Source organism: Candidatus Manganitrophus noduliformans (assembly GCF_012184425.1).
GTDB classification, from domain to species: Bacteria; Nitrospirota; Nitrospiria; order SBBL01; family Manganitrophaceae; genus Manganitrophus; species Manganitrophus noduliformans.
Genome location: NZ_VTOW01000001.1, coordinates 59,123 through 79,136 on the forward strand (window position 1 = coordinate 59,123; position 20,014 = coordinate 79,136).

Sequence of the window (20,014 nt, forward strand, 5' to 3'; positions counted from 1 at the left end):
TGGTCGGGGTGAGAGGATTTGAACCTCCGACTCCCTGCTCCCAAAGCAGGTGCGCTACCAGGCTGCGCCACACCCCGAAATGATTCTAAAGATACTCGATCGGCCCTGATTTCTCAAGAGGCCGTTTTCTTTAAAAGCGGAATCGCGGCCCGGACGGCCGATCCCCGATGGCTGATCCGGTTTTTCTCTTCCGGAGAAAGCTCGGCGAACGTCTTGTTGTAGGCCGGTAGGAAGAAGATCGGATCGTATCCGAATCCCCCCTCCCCTACATCCCGCCGGGTAATCCTCCCCTCGCAACGCCCTTCGACCACTTCTACCTTGCCTTCGGGGCTGGCCAGAGCAATCGTGCAGAGAAAACGGGCCGTCCGCTGGTCGTCCGGCCGGTCCCCCAGCAGATCGAGGACCTTCTTTCGGTTGTCGGCGTAGGTGACCCCTTCCCCCGCAAACCGCGCCGAGTAAAGCCCCGGCGCCCCGCCGAGGGCCTCGACCTCCATACCGGAATCGTCCCCCATCGCCCAATGGCCGGTCGCCCTCGCCGCGGCGAGCGCCTTTTGGACGGCATTCTCTCGATAGGTCGATCCTGTCTCGGGGGGAAGCTTCACGCCGGGAAAGTCGGCCAACGTGCGGACGTCAATCTCCATCTCCTGCCGCAAGATCGACGCGAGCTCTTCTCCTTTGTGTTTGTTCTCCGTCGCGATCACCAATACCACTTAAGCCAACTCTCCGACCAATTTTTTCTGGCTCGCCACCAATTTCTTGATCCCGCTCGTCGCCAGCCGGAGAAGATCGTCCAGCTCCTTCTTCGCAAACGCCTGCTGCTCGGCGGTCCCCTGAACCTCCACGAATTTCCCGCTGCCGGTCATGATCACATTCATATCGACCTCCGCGGTCGAATCTTCGGCATAGTTCAGATCGAGAAGCAATTCGCCGCCGACCTTCCCGACGCTGATCGCGGCAAGATAGTCGCGGACCGGCATTGCATTGATCTTTTTCTCTTTCCGCAAAAATTGAACGGCGTCCATCAGGGCGATGAACGACCCTGTGATCGAAGCGGTCCGTGTTCCCCCATCGGCCTGGATCACGTCGCAGTCGATCCAAATTGTCCGCTCCCCGAGCGTCGTTGTATCGACCACCGAGCGAAGCGACCGGCCGATCAGCCGCTGAATTTCATGGGTCCGCCCGCCGACTTTTCCCCGCGCCGACTCTCTCGGAATTCGCTCATGGGATGAGCGGGGGATCATCGCGTATTCGGCCGTCACCCATCCCTTCTTCTTGTCCCGGAGAAAAGGGGGAACCCGCTCTTCGATGGTCGCCGTGCAGATCACCTTGGTCTCTCCCATCTCGATGAGGACGGAGCCTTCCGCATGCTTGATAAAGTTACGCGTGATCTTAAGCGGCCGCAGCTGGTTCTTTTTTCTTCCGTCGATGCGCATTCAGACTCCTTCTCAGCAGGGGGATGAAGATCGGGTATTATAGCGGGAGCGCCTTAAAAGATCAATGAATAAAGCCGGAAACGGAGGCGCCTTCGCTACCCCTTCCCGGCGCTTAGATCCTTACGACGATTGGCATCTAAATTCACTTCTGCTATAGTTCGTCTGTTCCATGACCCGGCGGAAAGGAGACGTTTGCAGGGGCCGATCATCGAGGTGGCGATTGCGATTATCGTGAGGGACGGGGAGATCCTCGTGACCCGGCGAAAGGAGGGAGTTCATCTTCCCGGGCTTTGGGAGTTCCCGGGAGGAAAACGGGATTCCGGGGAAACCATCAGGGCCTGTCTTTTGCGCGAAGTCAAGGAAGAGCTCGGCGCTACGGTGGAGATCGAGCGGCTTTTCTGGGAAAGATCACACGATTACGCAGATCGAACGGTGATCCTTCATGCCTATTTTTGCCGTCTCCTCTCCGGAGATTTAATGCCGCTCGCCTCGCAGGAATTAAAATGGATTCGACCCGATTCGCTCCTCTCCCTTCCCTTCCCCGAGGCGAATCGGCCGCTCTTAGAAAAGCTTGCGAAAGAGCTCTCCCGGGATTCACTCGAAAAAAAGGGTTGATGGTTTTCAATGCAGCGCGTAGATCTTTTAAAACGGACGGCAGAGATAAAATCAACTGCATCGGGACTCGGCTTTCATCGGGTCGGAATCACCTCCGCCGATCCGGTCGGAGAAGCGGGCCGCCGCTTTTCAGAATGGCTTGCGGACGGCTTTGCCGGAGAGATGGCCTACCTGCAGAAATCGCCCGAGGTCCGCTCCGACCCCAAGCTGCGATTTCCGGAAGCGAAGAGCGTGATCTGCCTCGCCCTCAATTACTACCCCTCCGCCCCGCCCGATCCATCCGTTCCGGAAGGCTCCCCGCGGGGGAAGGTCGCCCGATACGCGTGGGGAGAAGATTACCATACGATCATCGAGGAAAAACTCGCGCTCCTGATCTCCGCCATCGAAGATCGCGGCGGCCGCTGCTGGAAGGGATATGTCGATCACGGCCCGCTGCTGGAGCGGGCCTTCGCCGAGCGGGCGGGACTCGGCTTCATCGGAAAGAATACGACGTTGATCACCCCCGATTACGGATCGTGGGTCTTTCTGGCCGAAGTGGTGACCGATCTTGAATTGGTCGAAGATCTTCCAATGACCTCCCAGTGCGGCAGCTGCCGGCGCTGCCTCGACGCCTGCCCGACGGGAGCGTTGACCGAGGCCTACCGGCTCGATGCGCGGCGCTGCATCTCCTATCTGACGATCGAGAACAAAAAGGAAATTCCGGAGGAGTTTCACCCTCAGATGGAAGGTTGGCTCTTCGGCTGCGACCTCTGCCAAGAGGTTTGCCCCTACAATCGCAACCCGGTTCAAACGGACGTCGAGCGCTTCTCGCCCGAGCGGGGCGCCGGGCCGTCTCTTTCGTTGGAAGAAATCCGCTCGATCGAAGACAACCGCCGGTTCAAGGAACGCTTCAGCCACACCCCCCTCGTCCGGACGAAGCGATCGGGACTGATCCGAAATGCAAACGCGATTCAGGTTTCCCAAGGAGAAGACGATTGAAAAAGTATCAAGCCCTCCTGTTCGACCTTTGCGATACGATCATGCCCTTTCGGAACGATCGGATGCCGCTCGCCCGAATTCAAGGAAAAGAGATCCGGACGACCAGCCCCCTTCTGTACGAGTGCTTCACGCAATATGCCGCTCCGATCGCTTATGAGGAGTTTCACAACCACTTCGTCGAAACGACCGAATCGATCTGGATCATCCGAGACCAATCAGGAGAGGAGATCTCCTCCGCCGTCCGCTTCGAGCGGTTTCTGGAACGGCTCGGGGTCGGCCGGGGTGAGCATCGGGAGGCGCTTCACCGGCGGTTTCTGGAAACCCATCTAACTCGGATCTCTCTTTGCCTGGAATGCGCCCCTCCGGTGCGTGAGATGCTCCTTCGCCTGAAAGAAGAATACCGGATCGGCCTCGTCTCCAACTTCGACGACACCGACACCGTCTACCAGGTCCTGGCGCGGGAAGGGGTCGATCACTGTTTCGAGACGGTCATTATCTCCTCCGAAATCGGAATCCGAAAACCGCGCCCGGAGATCTTCCTCGCCGCCTGCGAGAAGATCGGCGTCGCTCCCGCCGAGTGCCTCTTTATTGGGGATAGTTTTGAGAATGATATCGTCGGAGCAAAACGGCTCGGCATGGACGCCGCCTGGATCAATCCATTGAGTCTTCCTCCACCGATTGACGGCCCTCCACCCGATTATATTCTTACCGAGCTGACCGACCTTTCTCGATTTGTCTAAGGGCCCTCTCCTTTTTACTGGGCAAGTTCGCATTGGACTCTCGGATGATGAACGCAAAAAGGCCCGCTCATTCTCAAAGAGCGGGCCTTTTTGTAGATCTTTTGTAAAGCTATGGGAGTGGCACCTGAACGATTTTCCCCGTTGCCGGATCGGTCACCAGCGCAGATTGACCGTCCGGCAGAATCGCCAATCCAAGACTGAAATTTGAAAACGCCCCACCCAATCCGGTCGCGAGGGTTGTGTTCGTTCCGGTGGCAAGATCAACCCTGATAAGGCTATTGATTCCGCTGCAACATCCCAGCGTTCCCGTGACCAAGGCGGTCGTTCCACCGGTCTCGACAGCGACTTGCCCGAACGATTGCGTTGTGGAGATGGGAGTCCGGGCTCCCGAAGCAAGCGTGATCCGGTGGAGGCCGTTTACCGGCGTAGACGAGCAACAGGAATTTCCTCCTGCCACCAACGCGCTCGTGCCGCCCGCCTCGATCGCAATCCCCTGCGGTGAGGAGAAGCCGGAGGTCACAACGGTAACGGTGCCTGAGGTGAGATCCACCTCCATGACCCTTCCGGACGTGAACTCCGTCACGAAAGCAGTGTCTCCCCCTGATCCAATCGCTACAGATCGCGGCGTATCAAGAAGCGTGGTGATCGTGCTCAAAGCGCCGGTAGCTAGAGTTACTCTGGTGAGTTTCTCAGGCGACGGCGTGCAACAAGTAAACGACGGCCCCTCGACCACAAGTACCGTATCTTCTCCCGACTCCATCGCAATTCCGGAAGGAGAACTCAGACCGGACGCAAGAAGAGTGAGCGCTCCGGAAGAGAGGTTGAGTCGGAGCACCCGACCCAACGTAGAATCGAGGACCAAAGCGCTGTTTTCAGAAGACTCAATGGCAATGGCCGCCGGAGCGCCCAGCCAGTAAACCACAGGAGTAATGGTCAAGGCCGTCAGATTCACCCTTGAGATTCTTTTCGCCCCCGGTTCGATGACAAGCGCGCTTGCCCCGCTCGACTCGATGATCAGAGCGTTGGGCTGATTTAAACTCGAAACAAGGGTCGAGATCACATTTCCGGTTCTGAGATCGATCCTTTGCATCTCGCCGGAAGACGAGCAACACGATGCGATACTCACCAGCGCAGTACTCCCCCCAGATTCGATTGCAAAGTCACTGTAGGCCGGAAAACAGCAGTTGGAATTAATCCTCGTGACAATCCCAGATGCCAAGATGACTCTGGATAGATTACCGCCGCTGAGGACCACCGCCGAGGCCCCGCCCGGCTCGATCTGAACGTTCTGAGGTGATGAGAGATCGACCGCGATGACCGTGACGGTTCCGCTTGAGAGATTACAACGCAATAATTTGCCGCTCACGCTCTCCGATACAAGTGCTGAAGCACCTCCGGCCTCAATGGAGATTCCTGTTGGAGAGAGCAGGCCCGTGCAAAGGGGAGTGATGGCGCCCGTCGTCAGGTGAACACGGGAAAGGTTATCCCGCTGCGTGACGAGCGCCGTGGTTCCACCGGATTCGACGACCACGCGCTGGGGAACATTTAGGCGGGAGGTGATCGACGTGATCGCCCCCGATGCCGGATCGATCCTCGATAGGGTACCCCGTTCATCTACCACCAATGCCGTCCCGGTCGACTCTTTGGCGATTCCTTTTGGATTCGAGAAGCCCATGAAAACCGGCTTTACTTTCGATACAGGAAGGTTCAAACGGGTGATTTTAGGAGTTCCGGGAACGCAGCATGCTGTTCCCTGTTCCACAACTAGGACAGTCTGCCTCGTCGATTCAACCGCAATCCCTGCAGGGTTGTTCAGGCCCGAACCGATTGTCTGAAGAACCCCTGTGGCCAGATTCATCCGGGAGAGTATCCCACCCGTACTAGAACAGCACAGAGTCTGGGTTATAAGGGCGTAGTCGTTTGATTCGACCACCAAGCCTGTACCACTCAATCCCTGAGAGACAGGAAGTTGGCTGATCGATCCGGTGGCAAGATCAACGCGAGAAAGATTGAAACTAACAACCAACGCCGAGAGTCCATCCGGTTCGAGCGACACCCCCGAACCACCCACATTGCTGACCGGTGTGACCGCGCCCGAAGTGAGATTGATCCGATAAAGCTGGGAACCACCCGATACCAATGCCGTGTTTCCTCCCTCTTCAAGAGTGATTCCCGTTGGATTACCAAGACCCGAGGCAACGACTGTCTTTGCGCCGGTGGTCAGGTTTACTCGGGTCAGTGTTCCGGAGGTGCTGCAGCAAGTACCCGAATCGACCACCAAAGCCGCTCCAGTCCCCTGCTCGATCGCAACACCTCGAGGAACACTGAACCCGGATGCAACCGTCTCAATCGGCTGGAGCGTTGTTAAATCAACCCGGGAAAGCCTTCCTTGATTCCCGCAGCAGATCGAGTCGGTAACCACAGCCGTGGTTCCGCCTGGTTCAATGGCAATGCCGTAAGGCTGAATAAGAACCGTGCTTGGGGGCGGGGTGACGACCCCTCCCGAAATAGAGACAGTCGCCTCGCCGAAAATTCCCGGGCTGCTTACACTGGTCGCCCGGATGGTAATGATCTGGGATGTCGCCGGGCTGGCCGGGGCGGTATAGACCGCCGGATTTCCGGAGATGGAAGCAATCGTCCCCACCGTCGAATTACCGCCGCTCACACCATTTACACTCCAGGTAACGCTCTGGCTAGACAGCCCTACGATGGTCGCTGCAAATTGCTGGGAAGTCGAGGCTGCAACTGAGACATTCGACGGGCTGATGATAATGGCATTTGGAACCATCTCGATTCCAACCTTGGTGAGGACATTCGGGGGGAGATCCACCGTCACCTGTCCTTGGAAGAGCATCGTTCCATCTTCACCGAGTGCCCTTGCAATAAAAACCCGGCCCGCACCTGAAGGAATGTCAAACGAAGCGGTCACAGGCCCCGTCCGGGATGGAGAAAGGGTCAACGGGGGGATGAGAGAGCTTCCTTGGCTGTCGTTTACCTCAAGTTTGATCTGGGTTACCGTGCTCGGCGCGGGCGCCAGGGAAACTGCCTGTTTAGCCGCGTTCGACACTGACGCCCCCGATTGAAGGCTCACCGTGACAGGCGTGGTGGGCGAATCGCTTCCGGCTTGCGCCGAGGGACCAGGGCTTGAATTCTCTTCGGCAGCGCAACCCAAAAGGAATGCCAAGAAGATCGCGTTTGCCCCCCAGAGGACGATCTTAGATATGCGCAAAGGATTCATTTTATTCTCTCCCGAGAAGTATATTGACTCCCTGTGTTGTTGCACCGACGGCAACCTCAACAGAGGCCATTGAGTTACTGGCATACCCTGCCGCCGAGGCTTCGACTCTAAAACGGTCGGGCGCAAGACTAACCAACGTGAATGCTCCCAAATGATCGGTCACCGTGCTTGCCACCATAATATCCAAAAGAAACGCCCGCACCACGGCCCCAGGAATTGGAGTCCCGGTTGCTGCATCGGTGACCTTCCCGGCGATTCCTCCTCGGATTTGAGAAGGAAACTCGATTCCAATCGCCACCGTAGGAAAGCTGATCCCCACCGCAACCGAAGGGAACGTTATCCCGACCAAACCGTTGGGGGTGCCGATCGTTAAATCGACTGTTGTACCGGGAACGACGGTCAATGTGGCCGTGTTACTAGTGATCCCTCCGCTCGATGCAGTGACTGAAGCCTCCCCCGTTCTTAGCCCCATGACCTGGCCGTTTCCGTTGATGATTGCGATCGGGGTCTCCCCTTTGCTCTGCAAGGACCAGGTGAAGGACACCCCGTCGATCGCGGCTCCGGACGCGTCTTTTGCCACGGCCGAGAACGACTGGATCTGACCAGTAGGTAGGATCAAAGAAGTCGGCGTGACTTCAATCAACGCAATCGGCGTCGGCGCTGGCGGGTTCGATATGACCGATACGATGATTGAACTGAAGGTCGATGTGGCCGTTTCACCCGATCCTGTGGTCAGGAGGGTGCCGACGAGGATACTCCCGCCGGATGCGTCGACATCAAGCGTGGTGGTCTGCTGGATCGAGGTCGTGGTGTCGACGATTACCATCGAAGGAACACCCGAGGCATCTACCGTGATCGTCAACATGTCGAGCAATCGATCAAAACCGCGATGATCGGTTTCGAAGGGGGTGGAAATCAGATCAAATTGAGAGGGATCAAGACCGTTGCTTTCGAGCCAAGCTTGCACGATCTGTCTTATGGCGATGGAGAGGGCGGCCACCTCGCCCCTGTCCGGGGCCGGATCCTCGGCCGGATTGGAAAAAGCATCCACGACACTCTTCCCATGAAGCTTGTACCACGTTCCAACGATCAGGTCTGTTAATGGATGGATATTGACCACGCCGCCCCCTTGGCTTCCCAGGCTGAAGAGAACGTCCCCGGAGGGAAGGTCGGCTCTTAGAAGGTAGGGGGGAGTCAATCCATCGACAACAACCGTATAGTGACCATTCGAATCGCTTGCGGTTGTTTGCGTCTTGCCGTCGACCCCTTTTACGGTAATCAAAGCGCCGTTAATGGGGCTGCCCTTCGCGATAACCCCCTTGAGGGTGGTCGGTACGACGGGCCTTGGAGTCTCGGACGAGCCACTGCCGCAGCCTTGTACCAGGATGAAAATGAAGGAGATCAGAATGAAACTGCGTTTTTTGAGATAGCCATCCAATTGCATTCGGCCACCAAAAATCTACTTTTCGGGGATGTTAAACCTCTCTTGAATCAACGGGGAAAATATGCCGTGACTGTATCTAAAATGGGGACAGAATGTCAATGAAAAAAATCTAGGGTGAGGGATTTAGTGCTGGCCGGCTTTCTATCGCTTGACGCTGACCGACACCCCGTCTCGAAGGGGGATGATCGTGGTGGTCAGTTCGGGGCGGGAATAGATCGCTTGATTGAAGCTTTGGATTCCGACTGTGTCGGGATCGTCCGATGATGAAGTCACCCGGCCGCTCCAGAGAACATTGTCGGCAATAAAGAGCCCGCCGGATTTGAGCAGGGGAAGACCGATCGAAAGGGCGTCTGGATACGACCTCTTGTCAATATCGCAGAAGATAATGTCGAACGAACCGTCCGCCTCTGTAATCAGGTTCAAGGCATCTCCCTGGCGAAATTCGACCTGTTGATCCAGTCCCGCCCGCCGGAGAAAATCGGTTCCCTGGCGGATCCGATCGGCCGACCCCTCCGTGCAGATCACCTTTCCCGTTTTGGGAAGTCCCTTCGCGAACCAATAGGCGGAGTAGCCGAAGCCGGAGCCAAGCTCCGCGATCCGCTCCGCATGATGAACGAGGGTCAGCTGATAGAGCAGCCGCCCGACAAGCGGGCCGACGATGGGAAAGTGAATTTTCTCCGCCAGCGCTTCCATCTCCGCCACGACCGGCTCGCGCGGCGGAAGAAGAGAAAGAAGGTAGTCCTCAATGGCTGGATCGACAATATCCATTTTAGATCCTGGGGCCGGGGGCCGGGGGGTTAGAAATTTTTACTGATCCCTGACCCCTAACACCTGGCCCCTGTTCTTACGCGCTCGGCTCGGTCATCTTCACCGGGTCGAGAATTTCATCGACCTCTTTCGGGGAGAGGATTCCCTTCTCGATAATGATGTCGCGGAGCGGCTTTCCGGTCGCCGCCGACTCTTTGGCCACCACTGCGGCCGCCTCGTATCCGATCGTCGGATTGAGAATCGTCGCCAATCCAACGCTCGTCTCCGCATACGCCCGGCAGCGCTCGCGGTTGACGGTAATCCCCTTGATGCAGCGCTCGGTGAAGACGTCGATATCGCGGGTCAAGATCTCAACTGACTGGAGGAGATTGAAGTTAATCACCGGCATCATGACATTCAACTCCAGCTGACCGGCCTGCGCCGCCATTGTGATCGTCAGATCGTTCCCGATCACATGGAAGCAGACCATGTTCGTCATCTCGGCCATCACCGGGTTGACCTTCCCCGGCATGATGGAGGAGCCGGGTTGAACCGGCGGGAGGACAATTTCGGCTAATCCGGTCCGCGGCCCGGAGGAGAGAAGCCGAAGGTCGTTTGCAATCCGGATCACCTCCACCGCCAGCTCGCGCAACGCCCCCGAGATTTCGACGAAGTCAGCCATGCTCTGCATCCGCTCGAAGAGGTTGTTGGAGGGAACGACATCGAGCCCGGAGATCTTCTTGACCGCCGAGACCATTTTCTTTTTGTAATCGGGATGGGTATTGATCCCGGTTCCCGCCGCAGACCCGCCGATCCCGAGCTCTTTTAATCCTTCCGAAGCCACCGCGATCCGCTTTCGGGACCGGGCAATGGCCCGGGCATAGCCGGAGAATTCCTGGCCGAGTCGAATCGGCACCGCATCTTGAAGGTGCGTCCGGCCCGATTTGATGACATCGTCAAACTCTTTTGCCTTCTCCGAAAGCCTTTTTTCAAAACGGGCAAGAACCGGGTCGAGGTCCCGGAGCATCAGCAGAGCCGCCACCCGCATCGCCGTCGGGAAGACATCATTGGTCGATTGAGACATGTTCACATGATCGTTCGGGTGGACCAGTTTGTATTCGCCCCGTCGTCCCCCGAGCATCTCGATCGCCCGATTGGCAATGACTTCGTTTGTGTTCATGTTGTGCGAGGTCCCGGCCCCGGCCTGAAAAACATCGACGACGAACTGATCGTTCCATTTTCCGTCGATCACCTCCTCGGCCGACTTTTGGATGATCTTTCCGATCTTGGGGTCGAGCTTGCCGATCGCCATATTCGCTTGGGCCGCCGCCCACTTGATCATCGCGCTGGCGCGGATAAAGGTGGGATGGGGACGCAGCCCGCTGATCGGGAAATTCGCCACCGCGCGCGCCGTCTGCACCCCGTAATACGCCGACTCCGGCACTTCCAGCTCTCCGAGTGAATCTTTCTCCTTACGGACCTTCTTGGTTTCCATTCCTTTCTCCCCTCTCGAAACATCATTGTAAAAGGTTGTAAAATGGAGCTTATTGTATGCTTCTCAGGTAAGATGATCAAGAAAAAAGGGAGCCTTGACTTGGACGCCGGCCGAAATTATGTTATAAACTGATGACCAGGAGGGAGTAGGAATGACTGAGAAAATCTTATTGGAAAAGGTGGAAGGGGGTTATATCGTCGCGGAGGCCAATCCCGAACCCAAACACCCGACCGACCTTTGGATCAACAAGGCGGTTTTCACCGATTTTGTCTCCGCCATGGAGGACATTCGAAGAAGGCTTCGGGTGTCGGATATCATCGCCTCGAAAGAGGGAAAGCTCATTATTTAACAATCTAGAGCGGAACCCGGACCGTAATCGTGGTCCCCTTTCCCGGAATCCCCTCGATCCCAACTTCTCCCCCGCAGGCGCGGGCCCGCTCTCTCATTCCGATCAGGCCGAGCGATTTTTGATGCAAGCGTTGCTCTTCCGTGATTCCTCTTCCGTTATCTCTGACCTGTAGGAAAGCGGCTCCTTTCTCCTCATTCAATTTGATTTCAACGTCGCTCGCCCCCGAATGACGCGCGACATTTGTCAGGGCTTCCTGAAAAACCCGGAAGACCGCCGTCGAATGCATCCGATCGATCGCGATCTCCTCTTGAAGAAAACACCGACAAGTAATCCCCGTGCGCTCCTGAAACTCCTTCGCTTGCCATTCGATCGCGGCCGGCAGGCCGAGGTCGTCCAGAACAATCGGCCTCAGCTCCGAGGCGACCTTCCGGACCCTTTCGATCGTGGTGTCGATCATCTCCGACATCGACTTCGTCCACTCACTGATCGGTGTCTGACCTCCGCGAAATCTTCTTTCCAAAAAAGATAATTGCATTTTCAAGACGGTGAGGGTCTGGCCGAATTCATCGTGGATCTCGCGGGCGATTCGAGATCTTTCCTCTTCAAGGGTCGATTGCGACCGCAATGAAAGACTGCGCAGCTGTTCCTGCATTCGTTCGAGTTGAGATTCGATCCGCTTTCGTTCGGCGATTTCGCTCTCTAACACCTGATTCGCCGCCTTCAGAGAGGCCGTTCGTTCCTCAACCCGCTCCTCCAATGATTTCGTAAGCGCTTCCAATTTTGCAAACCCTTCGGCATTCTCCAGCGCCGCCCCGGCTAAGGTAGCGATAAAAGAGGCCAACCGTATTTCTTCCTCGCCGAACAATCGGCCTACCCTCTGATGCGTCATGTAAATACAACCGACCGCTCGGCCCCTGGCGAAAATCGGCGCGGCGAGAATTGACCGCGCCTCCGAAAGGAGGGCACTGTCGCTTGGACTTTCGGATAACCCTTCTGTGCTCGCGATCGGCCGACCGGTCGCCAAGGCTTGCCTGATGATTGTTCGGCTGTAGTCGGCCTGCTTCTCCCCGGCAACAATTTGGACGTGCGGCTCTCCTTCTTTCTGATCGACCTTTAGAACCCAACAATGCTCCCCGCGCAGGAGGCGGAGCGCCGCTTGATGAACGGCCGCAAAAATTTGCGCTTCGGTGAGGGCCGCAGCAATTTTCCTCCCCTCTCCCAGAAGAGCGTCAAAACGATCGGCCAGAGAAAGGGTCACCGGCTTCTCCGCTTCCTTGCCGTTCCGGAACTCTTCCAGGACCCACTCCCCCCCGATGACCCGGAGTTCCTGCTCGGCCGATGCGATCTCTTCGGCCGCCTGCGGCCATCCCGCGTGCAGACCGACATGGCCTCGGGCGAGAAGGGTTTGCCCGCGTTCGAAACGCATCCCCAACTGCTCGGCGACGGCAAGACTTTCGTCAAAATATTTTCGCGCTCGACGCGTGCGGCCCTCCATGGCGGAGAGGAGGCCCATCTCGCGGAGGGCGTGGGGAAGGTTGTTTCGATACCTCTTCGCCAAACGGACACCCTGACGAGCAGCCTTTTTCGCACGGCTAAGAAGGATATTTCGCGTCTTGTAGGAAAAACTTGGTGCTCGTTCCGCTTGAACTCGAAGAACCGTCGAAATAAGGAGAGGAACAGGCGCTGTGTACTCATTGCGGAAACCAAACTCTTTAATAATTACTTCCGCTTTTTGAAGTATTGAATAAGCCTCACTGTATCGGCCTTGTCCGAAAAGGCAAACAGCTTCACCCTGTAATACTGTTTGAAATGTAAGCACATCATCTTTGCAATGATGTAAAAGGTCCTTTATCCGGGATTTAGGAAAATTACTCTCCGATGACTTTGACCATACTGCTAACGCAAGACCGGCTGATTGCAAATCACCTATTTGAATCGCTGCCTGGTATAAGAGATTGCTTTGATCGGCTGCACCATTTAGATCACCTAACCGGTAGAGATTACCTGCAATATTATTGTGAGCGTTGTTTCGCTCCCAGAGATCTCCCGTTCTATCAAATAGTTTTATTGCTTGTTCTGATTTTTGGATCGCTTCAGAAAACCGTGAAGCCACATACAAAGTAAGGCTATAAAAATGTAGCGATTGTGCCTCTCCCCATTGGTCACCGAGTTCCTTGCGAACCGCTAATCCCTTCTCTGCATAACGAATCCCCCGAGATATAGCGGGAATCATGGTCATGGCCACTCCGTGATTGGCGTATGCTTGTCCCAGTTCCGGGGTAGGCGGATAACGTTCGGCAAGGTTCATTTCGCGAAGATGAGCCCACATCGTCGGAATTGTCCCGCGCTGGAACCAATAGGAATACGAGAGGCGGCTATATAAGCGTATGGCAATGAGATCCGAACCTGCTTCCTTTAATTTCCTACGGGCCATGAATAGATTTGGAAAGTACGTATGAAGTACCTGTATACCTGCTTCCCAAAGGACTAGAGGGGAAAAAAGCCATGATCGCTTTGGCAATGGCCGTCCAATGAGCCGCAATCCACGCTCAATGGCCTCGCTTGCTCTCTTTACATCTCCTCTTTTGAACGCCAACTCTCCCAACTTTCCCTCTATCTCGGCCTGCTCGACCCTCTCCCTTGCAAGGACGCGCGCAGCTACAAAAGCCTGCTCCGCTTCATCATAACGACCTCGCAACATCAGCACATCCCCCAAACCTTCAGCCACACGCTTACATGTTGCTTCGTCCGCTCGTTGCGCTCCCCGCTCTGCAATCCGGTATTGTCGTTCTGCAATCTCTAAAGCATACTGTGAGCGCGCCTTCTCAGCGGCCGCAAGGGCATAGGGGAGCGCTTTGTTGGGCTGTCCAGCGGCGTCAAAATGGTAGGCCAACTCGAAAATTCGGTCCCGATCGACCGATTCCAGTTGCCGGGCCGCAAGAAGATGTAGCTGCTCTCTTTCTTCCTCCGACATTCGCCCAAGCAGCGCTTCACGGATTTTATCGTGCACGAACTGACAGCGCGATGTTTCCATATTGACCCAGAGGATGTGCCGCTGCTTTACTTCGTCAATCGCCGCCGAAGTCTGCGGGGAAGTCAGGTCGGCGAGGCTCCCGGCAAACGCCGGATCAAACTCTTTTCCCAGAATCGCCCCCACCGAAAGGAACCGGAGTGCATCGGCTGTAAGCCGCTCCAGCCGGCGTGTGAGGAAGATCGCCGCGCGGCGGGAGGCTTGCACCTCGGCCATCCGGTCGGGCTCGATCCGCCAGCCGGCGGGTTCGTTAGCGAGCGCTCCACATTCCACCAAACCCTGAAGGACCGCCGCAGCCATAAATGAATTTCCTTCCGAGAGCTGCGCAACCACCTCTGTTGCTCTCTGCGGTAGAGGACCCGCCATCGATTCCGCCATTCGCGCCACGTCCGCCGGATCAAATGGCGCCAGACGAAGCCGGACCGACGCGGACAAACGGCACAACGAATGGTCCGCCGTGACCTCTTCGGAACGGAAAGAGAGGATAAGAAGGATGTGACGACCGGCCTTGCTCTCCGAATCGGTCCGGCGGCTCCATCGATCGAGGAGCTTCAAAGTCAGCTCATCGGCCCACTGCCCGTCGTCGAGAAGGATCACCGCCGGCCGTGTCTCCGATCCCAAGGAATCAAGGAGGGAGGTCAGTGCTCGAAGGTTCCGGATCTCGCCATGTTCTTCCAGTCCGAGGGAAATCTGGGCCTGCGTTCCGAACGCTTCCTTCAGATCCGGGAGGGCCACAGAAACGGCGTCCATTTCCGCACCGAGTCTCCGCCGAATGGTCTCCGCTACTTCCGGCTCCCAACGGGCGGCGGCCAGGAGCCCCTGCACGATGCCGTCGAGGAGTTGGAAGGGGCGCTGCGCCGCCTGATCGACCCCTTGCCCCTGCAGTACCCAGGCTCCCTGCCGCAGCGCGCGACGCTCGAACTCCTTCAACAGCCGCGACTTTCCGATCCCCGATTCTCCCTCCAGAAAGACCAGCCTCCCCTTCCCCTCCTTTGCCCGCTCCAGCTCTCTCTCTAAAATTGAAAGCTCTTCATCACGTCCGATAAAGGCCGGCGCGGCCAGGGTTCGGCGGCGGTCTTGCAATCCGATTACAACGGCCGGCTCGGAAATCCCGCGGTCGATCGCGTCGGAGATCTGAGATAGGTCGGCGAGAGCCCCCTCCGCCGTTTGGTATCGATCAGAGGGATCTTTCCGAAGCAGACGCTGAATCACTTCATCCAGCGCTCGAGGCACGGAGATGCCCAGATCCCGCAGTTCCATCGGCCGGACATTAAGGTGGAGTTGCAAAAGCTCTCCGACGTCGGTTCCTTTGAAAGGAGGGCGCCCTGCAAGGCATTCGTAGAGGACCATTCCGGCGGAATAGAGATCGGCGCATTCGCTGACCTTCACATCGATCAATCCCGCCTGCTCCGGAGAAATATACCGGACGGTTCCAACAGGAAGATCGCGAATCGAGGCCGCCAGCCACTCGCTTCGCGCAAATCCAAAATCGATCAAGGTGGCGCGCTCGATTGATCCGTTCTCATCGAGAATGATATTGCTCGGCTTCACATCGCGGTGCAGAACCTCCCGCTGATGAACCTCCTGCAGCGCCGTGAGAAGGGCGCATCCGACGGCGATCGTCTCCCGAACCGAGAGCGCTCCCCGCCGAAGGCGCTCTTCCAGCGTCTCTCCAGGGACAAAGGGCGTCACCAGAAAGAGATGCTCCTTTCCACTCTTCCAAAAACGAAGCGGCGCAATCAGCCGGTTTTCAATTTCCTGAAGAACGCGCGCCTCATGCTCCAACCGAATTTGGATCTGCTTGGAAATGTGACCGGAAGAGGCCATTTTGATGACGACTTTATCCTGCCGATGTAGATCGACTCCAAGCCACGTTTCGATCCCCTGCCCCCTTTTAAGAAGGCGCGTGGCTTGAAAACGGTCCTCAAGAAGTTGTCCCACTTCCATTTTTAAAGCAGGATACATGAAGCGGTCTCCCTTCTTCTTAGCGGATCGACTTTCCTTAGGACAGATCGTTTTTCGGAAGTGTTAATCGAGAGGAGAAAATAAGAGGCGATCTTGAATGAAAACATGGGAGTCCCTTCGCATCGGTTTTCGATGGTACGGTGCACCCGATTCAGAAATTGCCCTGAATATACTTTATTAGGATCTGAAGGTCAATGGAAATAATGGGTGAGACAGCTCACGCCGGGCCTCCTTAGGCCTCGGAGATCAAACTGACTGTGGCATAAAATGTTAAACCTAAGAAATTATCGGCAGGCTTCCGGGCAGCTCCCGCGCCTGCTGCTCAGCATGGTAGGAGCTTCGAACCAGCGGGCCGGCCTCCACATGGGCCAGGCCCATTTTTTCGCCTTCTTTTTTCAGCAGAGCAAACTCGTCCGGGTGGACGAAACGGGCGACCGGCAGGTGTTTCGCGGTCGGCTGAAGATATTGGCCGAGGGTGAGGATATCGCAGCCGATCTCGACCAGATCGGCCATCACGGCCCGAACCTCGTCGATCGTCTCCCCCAATCCCAACATCAAACCGGTCTTCGTCAAAAGACCGGCCTCCTTCGACCAGGCCAACACCTGCAGCGAGCGGTCGTACTTCGCCTGGGGACGAACATGGGGATGGAGACGGGGGACCGTCTCGGTGTTGTGGGCCAGGATCTCGGGCCTCGCTTCAAGGACCAGATCGAGGGCTGATTTCTTTCCCTGAAAATCGGGAATCAGAACCTCCACGGTACAATTCGGGGAACGCTCCCGGATCTTCCGGATCGACGCGGCGAAGATCTCCGCCCCGCCGTTTTCCAACTCATCTCGGTTCACCGAAGTGACGACGACGTGGCCGAGCCCCAACGCGGCAACCGCCTCGGCCAGATGGTCCGGCTCGGCGAGGTCCAACTCGGTCGGACGGCCGAAGGTGACGGCGCAGAACCCGCAGCTCCGGGTGCAGATCTCTCCCAAGATCATGAAGGTCGCCGTCCCGATGTTCCAGCACTCCCAAATATTGGGACACTGCGCCTCTTCACAGACGGTGTGGAGATTGAGATCTTTGACCAGTTGGCGAATCTTCAGGTAGTTCGCACCGGTCTTCGGCTGGACCTTAAACCAGGGGGGAAGCCGCTCGGTCCGCTTCTGAGGGGGGGTTAAAAAGTGCCGTTCCGGCATGGGTCTCCGTTGATAAAAGAATCTTCAGTTAATAATGGATCGCTTCCCCAAAAATCGCGCCCCCCGCCTCCATCACCGCTTCAGAGAGGGTCGGATGCGGATGGACCGCCTGCTTCAGCTCCTGCGCGGTCGCTTCCACCGTCTTCGCCAGGACGAACTCGCCGATCAGCTCCGTCGCCTCTGGTCCGATGATGTGGGCGCCGAGAATCTCGCCGTATTGCGCGTCGGCGACGACTTTGACGAACCCTTCGGTCTCGCCGAGGGCAACCGCCCGGCCGTTGGCGGACAGAGGATATTTCGCCACCTTGATTTCATGGCCCGCCTCGCGCGCCTTCTCTTCGGTTAAACCGACCGATGCGACCTCCGGATGGCAGTAGACCGCGCTGGGAATGTTGAGAAGATCGACCGGCGGCCGCTCGATTCCGGCGATCGACTCGACGACCGAGACCCCCTGCGCCATCGCGCCGTGCGCCAGCGCCGGCCGGGTCGTCACGTCCCCGAGGGCGAAGACGTTCGGAACATTCGTCCGCATCCGCTCATCGACCTGGATCAACCGGCGCTTTTCATCGATCGCCACGCCGATCGTCTCCAGACCGATCCCCTCGATGTTCGGCGCCCGGCCGATGGCGACCAGAATCGCCTCGGTATTCAGCGTCTTTCCCCCTTCCGCCGTTTGCAATTCGATCGCAAAGCCGCCGTTCTGATCTTTGATCGGCCCCACGCGGGTTTTCGTGAAGATCTCGATGCCCCGCTTCTTGAAGCTTCGCTCCAGCAGCGCCGTCACCTCGCGGTCTTCCAAGGGAAGAAGGGTCGGCATCATCTCGACGATGGTCACCTTGGCCCCGTAGACCGAGTAGACATAGGCGAACTCCACACCGATCGCCCCGCCCCCGATGATCGTCACCGATCGCGGAAGATCCCGGAGCAGCAACGCCTCGTCGCTGGTGATGACCCGTCTTCCGTCGACATTCAGGCCCGGCAGGCTTCGCACGCGGCTCCCGGTGGCGATGATCAGCCGCTCCGCTCGGATCGTTTTCTTGCCGTTCGATCCGGTCACCTCGATTTGATCGGGCGCGATAATCTTCCCGACGCCGGTATGGATATCGACTTTGCTCTTTTTCATCACATGCTGAAGCCCGCTGTAGAGCTTCTGGATCACCTTTTTGCTTCGATCGATCGCTTGTCCATAATCAGGCCGGATGTTATCGACTTTGATCCCGAACGCTTCCGAATTTTGGATCAGAGAAAGAACTTCGGCATTCCGGATAATCGCCTTCGAGGGAATACAGCCATGGTGAAGGCAGACCCCGCCGACCGCTTCTTTCTCGACAACGGCGACCTTCAGACCGAGCTGCCCGCCGCGGATGGCCGCAACATATCCTCCCGGCCCGCCTCCTAAGATCATGACATCGTATCTCTCGTCCGCCACGTTGGACTCCTTTTCCTACAACGCCAAATAAAGTGGGTTCTGAATGATCTGCTTCAGCTCCTTGAGAAACTTCGCCGCCTGGACGCCGTCGGCGACCCGGTGATCGGTGGAAAGGGTCACCTTGACCGTCCTTCCGACCTCGATCTTACCGTCGGTCGCAATCGGCTTCTTCAAAACCGATCCGATCGCCAAGACCCCCGTTTCAGGCGGGGTGATGATCGCGCTGAATGATTCGACGTCATACATCCCGAGGTTGGAGACGCTGAAAATGGCGCCGGTATACTCCTCCGGCTTGAGCCCCTTCTCACGCGCCCGCTTCACCTTGTCCCGCACCTCACTGGAGATCTGCGCCAGGGTTTTATGATCGCAGTCGCGGATGACGGCGGTGATCACCCCATCGGGGATGCCGACGGCGAGGCCGACATCAATCGACTTCACAATCCGAACCCGGTCTCCCTGATAGATCGAACGATACGAGGGAAACTTCTGCAGTGTCAATGCAACCGCCTTTAAGAAGAGCTCACTGAGGGTCAGCTTGACGCCATCGGAAGACTTTTCCATTTCCTCTTTGAAATCGAGAATCTTCCCCATGTCGATTTCGGAGGTGACGTAAAAGTGCGGGACCGGCGCCTTGCTCTGGACCATCCGCTTGGCAATCGCCTTTCGGATCATCGACAGTTCGACCTCTTCCCCCTCCGGAGCAACCGCCTCTGGACGGGCTTGGCCCGCCCTCGGTGCGGCCGGCGCGGAGGGAGCCGGAGCCGGGGCGGCCTGCCTCTCAGGCACCGTCGCCTCTTCGATATCCCGCTGCGTGATCCGTCCTCCAGGTCCCGAGCCTTTAATCGTCCTCAAATCAATCCCCCGTTCCTGAGCGATCTTTCTCGCCAGAGGAGAAGCCTTGATCTCTTCTCCTTCCGCACGGGGGGGCGCCGCCGGGCGCGGAGCTTCCTTACGTTGGGCCTCTTTTGGAGAAGCGGGTGCCCGTACCCCGGCTTCTTCTTGAGGGGAGACTTCCGCCTGAGGACCGGGCGGCTTTTCCCGCTCCTCAGGAGCGCCTTTTAAATCCTTCCTCCGCATCCGCGGCTTCGATTCATGCGAGAGAACCTCGTCGATGTTTTCATCCTCCCGCGCGATCAGGGCGATCAGGTCCCCCGAGGGAACAACATACCCCTCCGGAACCAGAATCTTCTTCAACGTTCCCGACGCGAAGGCCTCCAAATCCATCACCGCTTTGTCGGTCTCGACTTCGGCGATCGGATCTCCGCTTTCTACTTTTTCACCTTCCTGTTTATACCACTTGAGGAGAACCCCTTCCTCCATCGTATCGGTCAACTTCGGCATCACTACGCGATTCGCCATTAGAAC

General features: G+C 57.2%; 14 protein-coding genes and 1 tRNA gene. 4 read left to right on the top strand and 11 right to left on the bottom strand.

Annotated features, from left to right (window positions below; genetic code table 11):
• From MNODULE_RS00235 to rph, 3 genes are all read right to left on the bottom strand, one after another.
• Window positions 1-77 (bottom strand) — tRNA-Pro (locus MNODULE_RS00235).
• 36 nt (window positions 78-113) lie between these two features.
• Entirely contained in the window at window positions 114-710 is a 597-nt protein-coding gene (locus MNODULE_RS00240) for an XTP/dITP diphosphatase (protein WP_168057501.1), read from the bottom strand.
• The gene (gene rph, locus MNODULE_RS00245; RefSeq protein WP_168057502.1) at window positions 711-1,433 is read right to left on the bottom strand and encodes a ribonuclease PH; all 723 of its coding nucleotides are present in this window, start codon (window positions 1,431-1,433) and stop codon (window positions 711-713) included.
• Window positions 1,434-1,625: 192 nt separating this feature from the next.
• Here rph and MNODULE_RS00250 point away from each other — a divergent pair, with 192 nt between their 5' ends.
• Genes MNODULE_RS00250 through MNODULE_RS00260 form a run of 3 tightly spaced genes read left to right on the top strand, consistent with a single transcriptional unit; the run spans window position 1,626 to window position 3,766 of the window.
• Window positions 1,626-2,048, top strand: coding sequence for a (deoxy)nucleoside triphosphate pyrophosphohydrolase (locus MNODULE_RS00250; protein WP_168057503.1), 423 nt, complete (start codon window positions 1,626-1,628; stop codon window positions 2,046-2,048).
• Between the two features lie 9 nt (window positions 2,049-2,057).
• Entirely contained in the window at window positions 2,058-3,026 is a 969-nt protein-coding gene (queG, locus tag MNODULE_RS00255; protein ID WP_168057504.1) for a tRNA epoxyqueuosine(34) reductase QueG, read from the top strand.
• On the top strand, window positions 3,023-3,766 hold the full coding sequence (locus MNODULE_RS00260) for an HAD family hydrolase (RefSeq protein WP_168057505.1): 744 nt from the start codon (window positions 3,023-3,025) through the stop codon (window positions 3,764-3,766). Before queG ends, MNODULE_RS00260 begins: the two co-directional genes overlap by 4 nt.
• 109 nt (window positions 3,767-3,875) lie before the next feature.
• Here MNODULE_RS00260 and MNODULE_RS00265 read toward each other — a convergent pair whose 3' ends face one another.
• The 4 genes from MNODULE_RS00265 to MNODULE_RS00280 all read right to left on the bottom strand — a co-directional run bounded on the left by MNODULE_RS00265 (window position 3,876) and on the right by MNODULE_RS00280 (window position 10,690).
• Window positions 3,876-6,833 carry a hypothetical protein gene (locus MNODULE_RS00265; protein ID WP_168057506.1) on the bottom strand — a complete coding sequence of 986 codons (2,958 nt, stop codon included), beginning with the start codon at window positions 6,831-6,833 and terminating at the stop codon, window positions 3,876-3,878.
• Between the two features lie 172 nt (window positions 6,834-7,005).
• Window positions 7,006-8,448, bottom strand: coding sequence for a carboxypeptidase-like regulatory domain-containing protein (locus MNODULE_RS00270; RefSeq protein WP_168057507.1), 1,443 nt, complete (start codon window positions 8,446-8,448; stop codon window positions 7,006-7,008).
• Between the two features lie 141 nt (window positions 8,449-8,589).
• A complete protein-coding gene (locus MNODULE_RS00275) occupies window positions 8,590-9,216 on the bottom strand; it encodes an O-methyltransferase (RefSeq protein WP_168057508.1) in 627 nt (208 codons plus the stop codon).
• A gap of 76 nt (window positions 9,217-9,292) precedes the next feature.
• Window positions 9,293-10,690: an aspartate ammonia-lyase gene (locus MNODULE_RS00280; RefSeq protein WP_168057509.1), complete on the bottom strand. Its 1,398-nt coding sequence runs from the start codon at window positions 10,688-10,690 to the stop codon at window positions 9,293-9,295.
• Between the two features lie 151 nt (window positions 10,691-10,841).
• Here MNODULE_RS00280 and MNODULE_RS00285 point away from each other — a divergent pair, with 151 nt between their 5' ends.
• On the top strand, window positions 10,842-11,039 hold the full coding sequence (locus MNODULE_RS00285; RefSeq protein WP_168057510.1) for a hypothetical protein: 198 nt from the start codon (window positions 10,842-10,844) through the stop codon (window positions 11,037-11,039).
• A gap of 4 nt (window positions 11,040-11,043) precedes the next feature.
• On the opposite strand, the gene MNODULE_RS00290 is transcribed toward MNODULE_RS00285, so the two are convergent.
• The 4 genes from MNODULE_RS00290 to MNODULE_RS00305 all read right to left on the bottom strand — a co-directional run bounded on the left by MNODULE_RS00290 (window position 11,044) and on the right by MNODULE_RS00305 (window position 20,008).
• Entirely contained in the window at window positions 11,044-16,035 is a 4,992-nt protein-coding gene (locus MNODULE_RS00290; RefSeq protein WP_168057511.1) for a protein kinase domain-containing protein, read from the bottom strand.
• A 276-nt stretch (window positions 16,036-16,311) separates the two neighbouring features.
• Window positions 16,312-17,220, bottom strand: coding sequence for a lipoyl synthase (gene lipA / locus MNODULE_RS00295; protein WP_168057512.1), 909 nt, complete (start codon window positions 17,218-17,220; stop codon window positions 16,312-16,314).
• A 28-nt stretch (window positions 17,221-17,248) separates the two neighbouring features.
• Window positions 17,249-18,649: a dihydrolipoyl dehydrogenase gene (gene lpdA, locus MNODULE_RS00300; protein ID WP_202882081.1), complete on the bottom strand. Its 1,401-nt coding sequence runs from the start codon at window positions 18,647-18,649 to the stop codon at window positions 17,249-17,251.
• A 15-nt stretch (window positions 18,650-18,664) separates the two neighbouring features.
• Complete coding sequence (locus MNODULE_RS00305; protein ID WP_168057513.1) at window positions 18,665-20,008, bottom strand: dihydrolipoamide acetyltransferase family protein; 1,344 nt, start codon at window positions 20,006-20,008, stop codon at window positions 18,665-18,667.
• Between the last annotated feature and the right edge of the window lie 6 nt (window positions 20,009-20,014).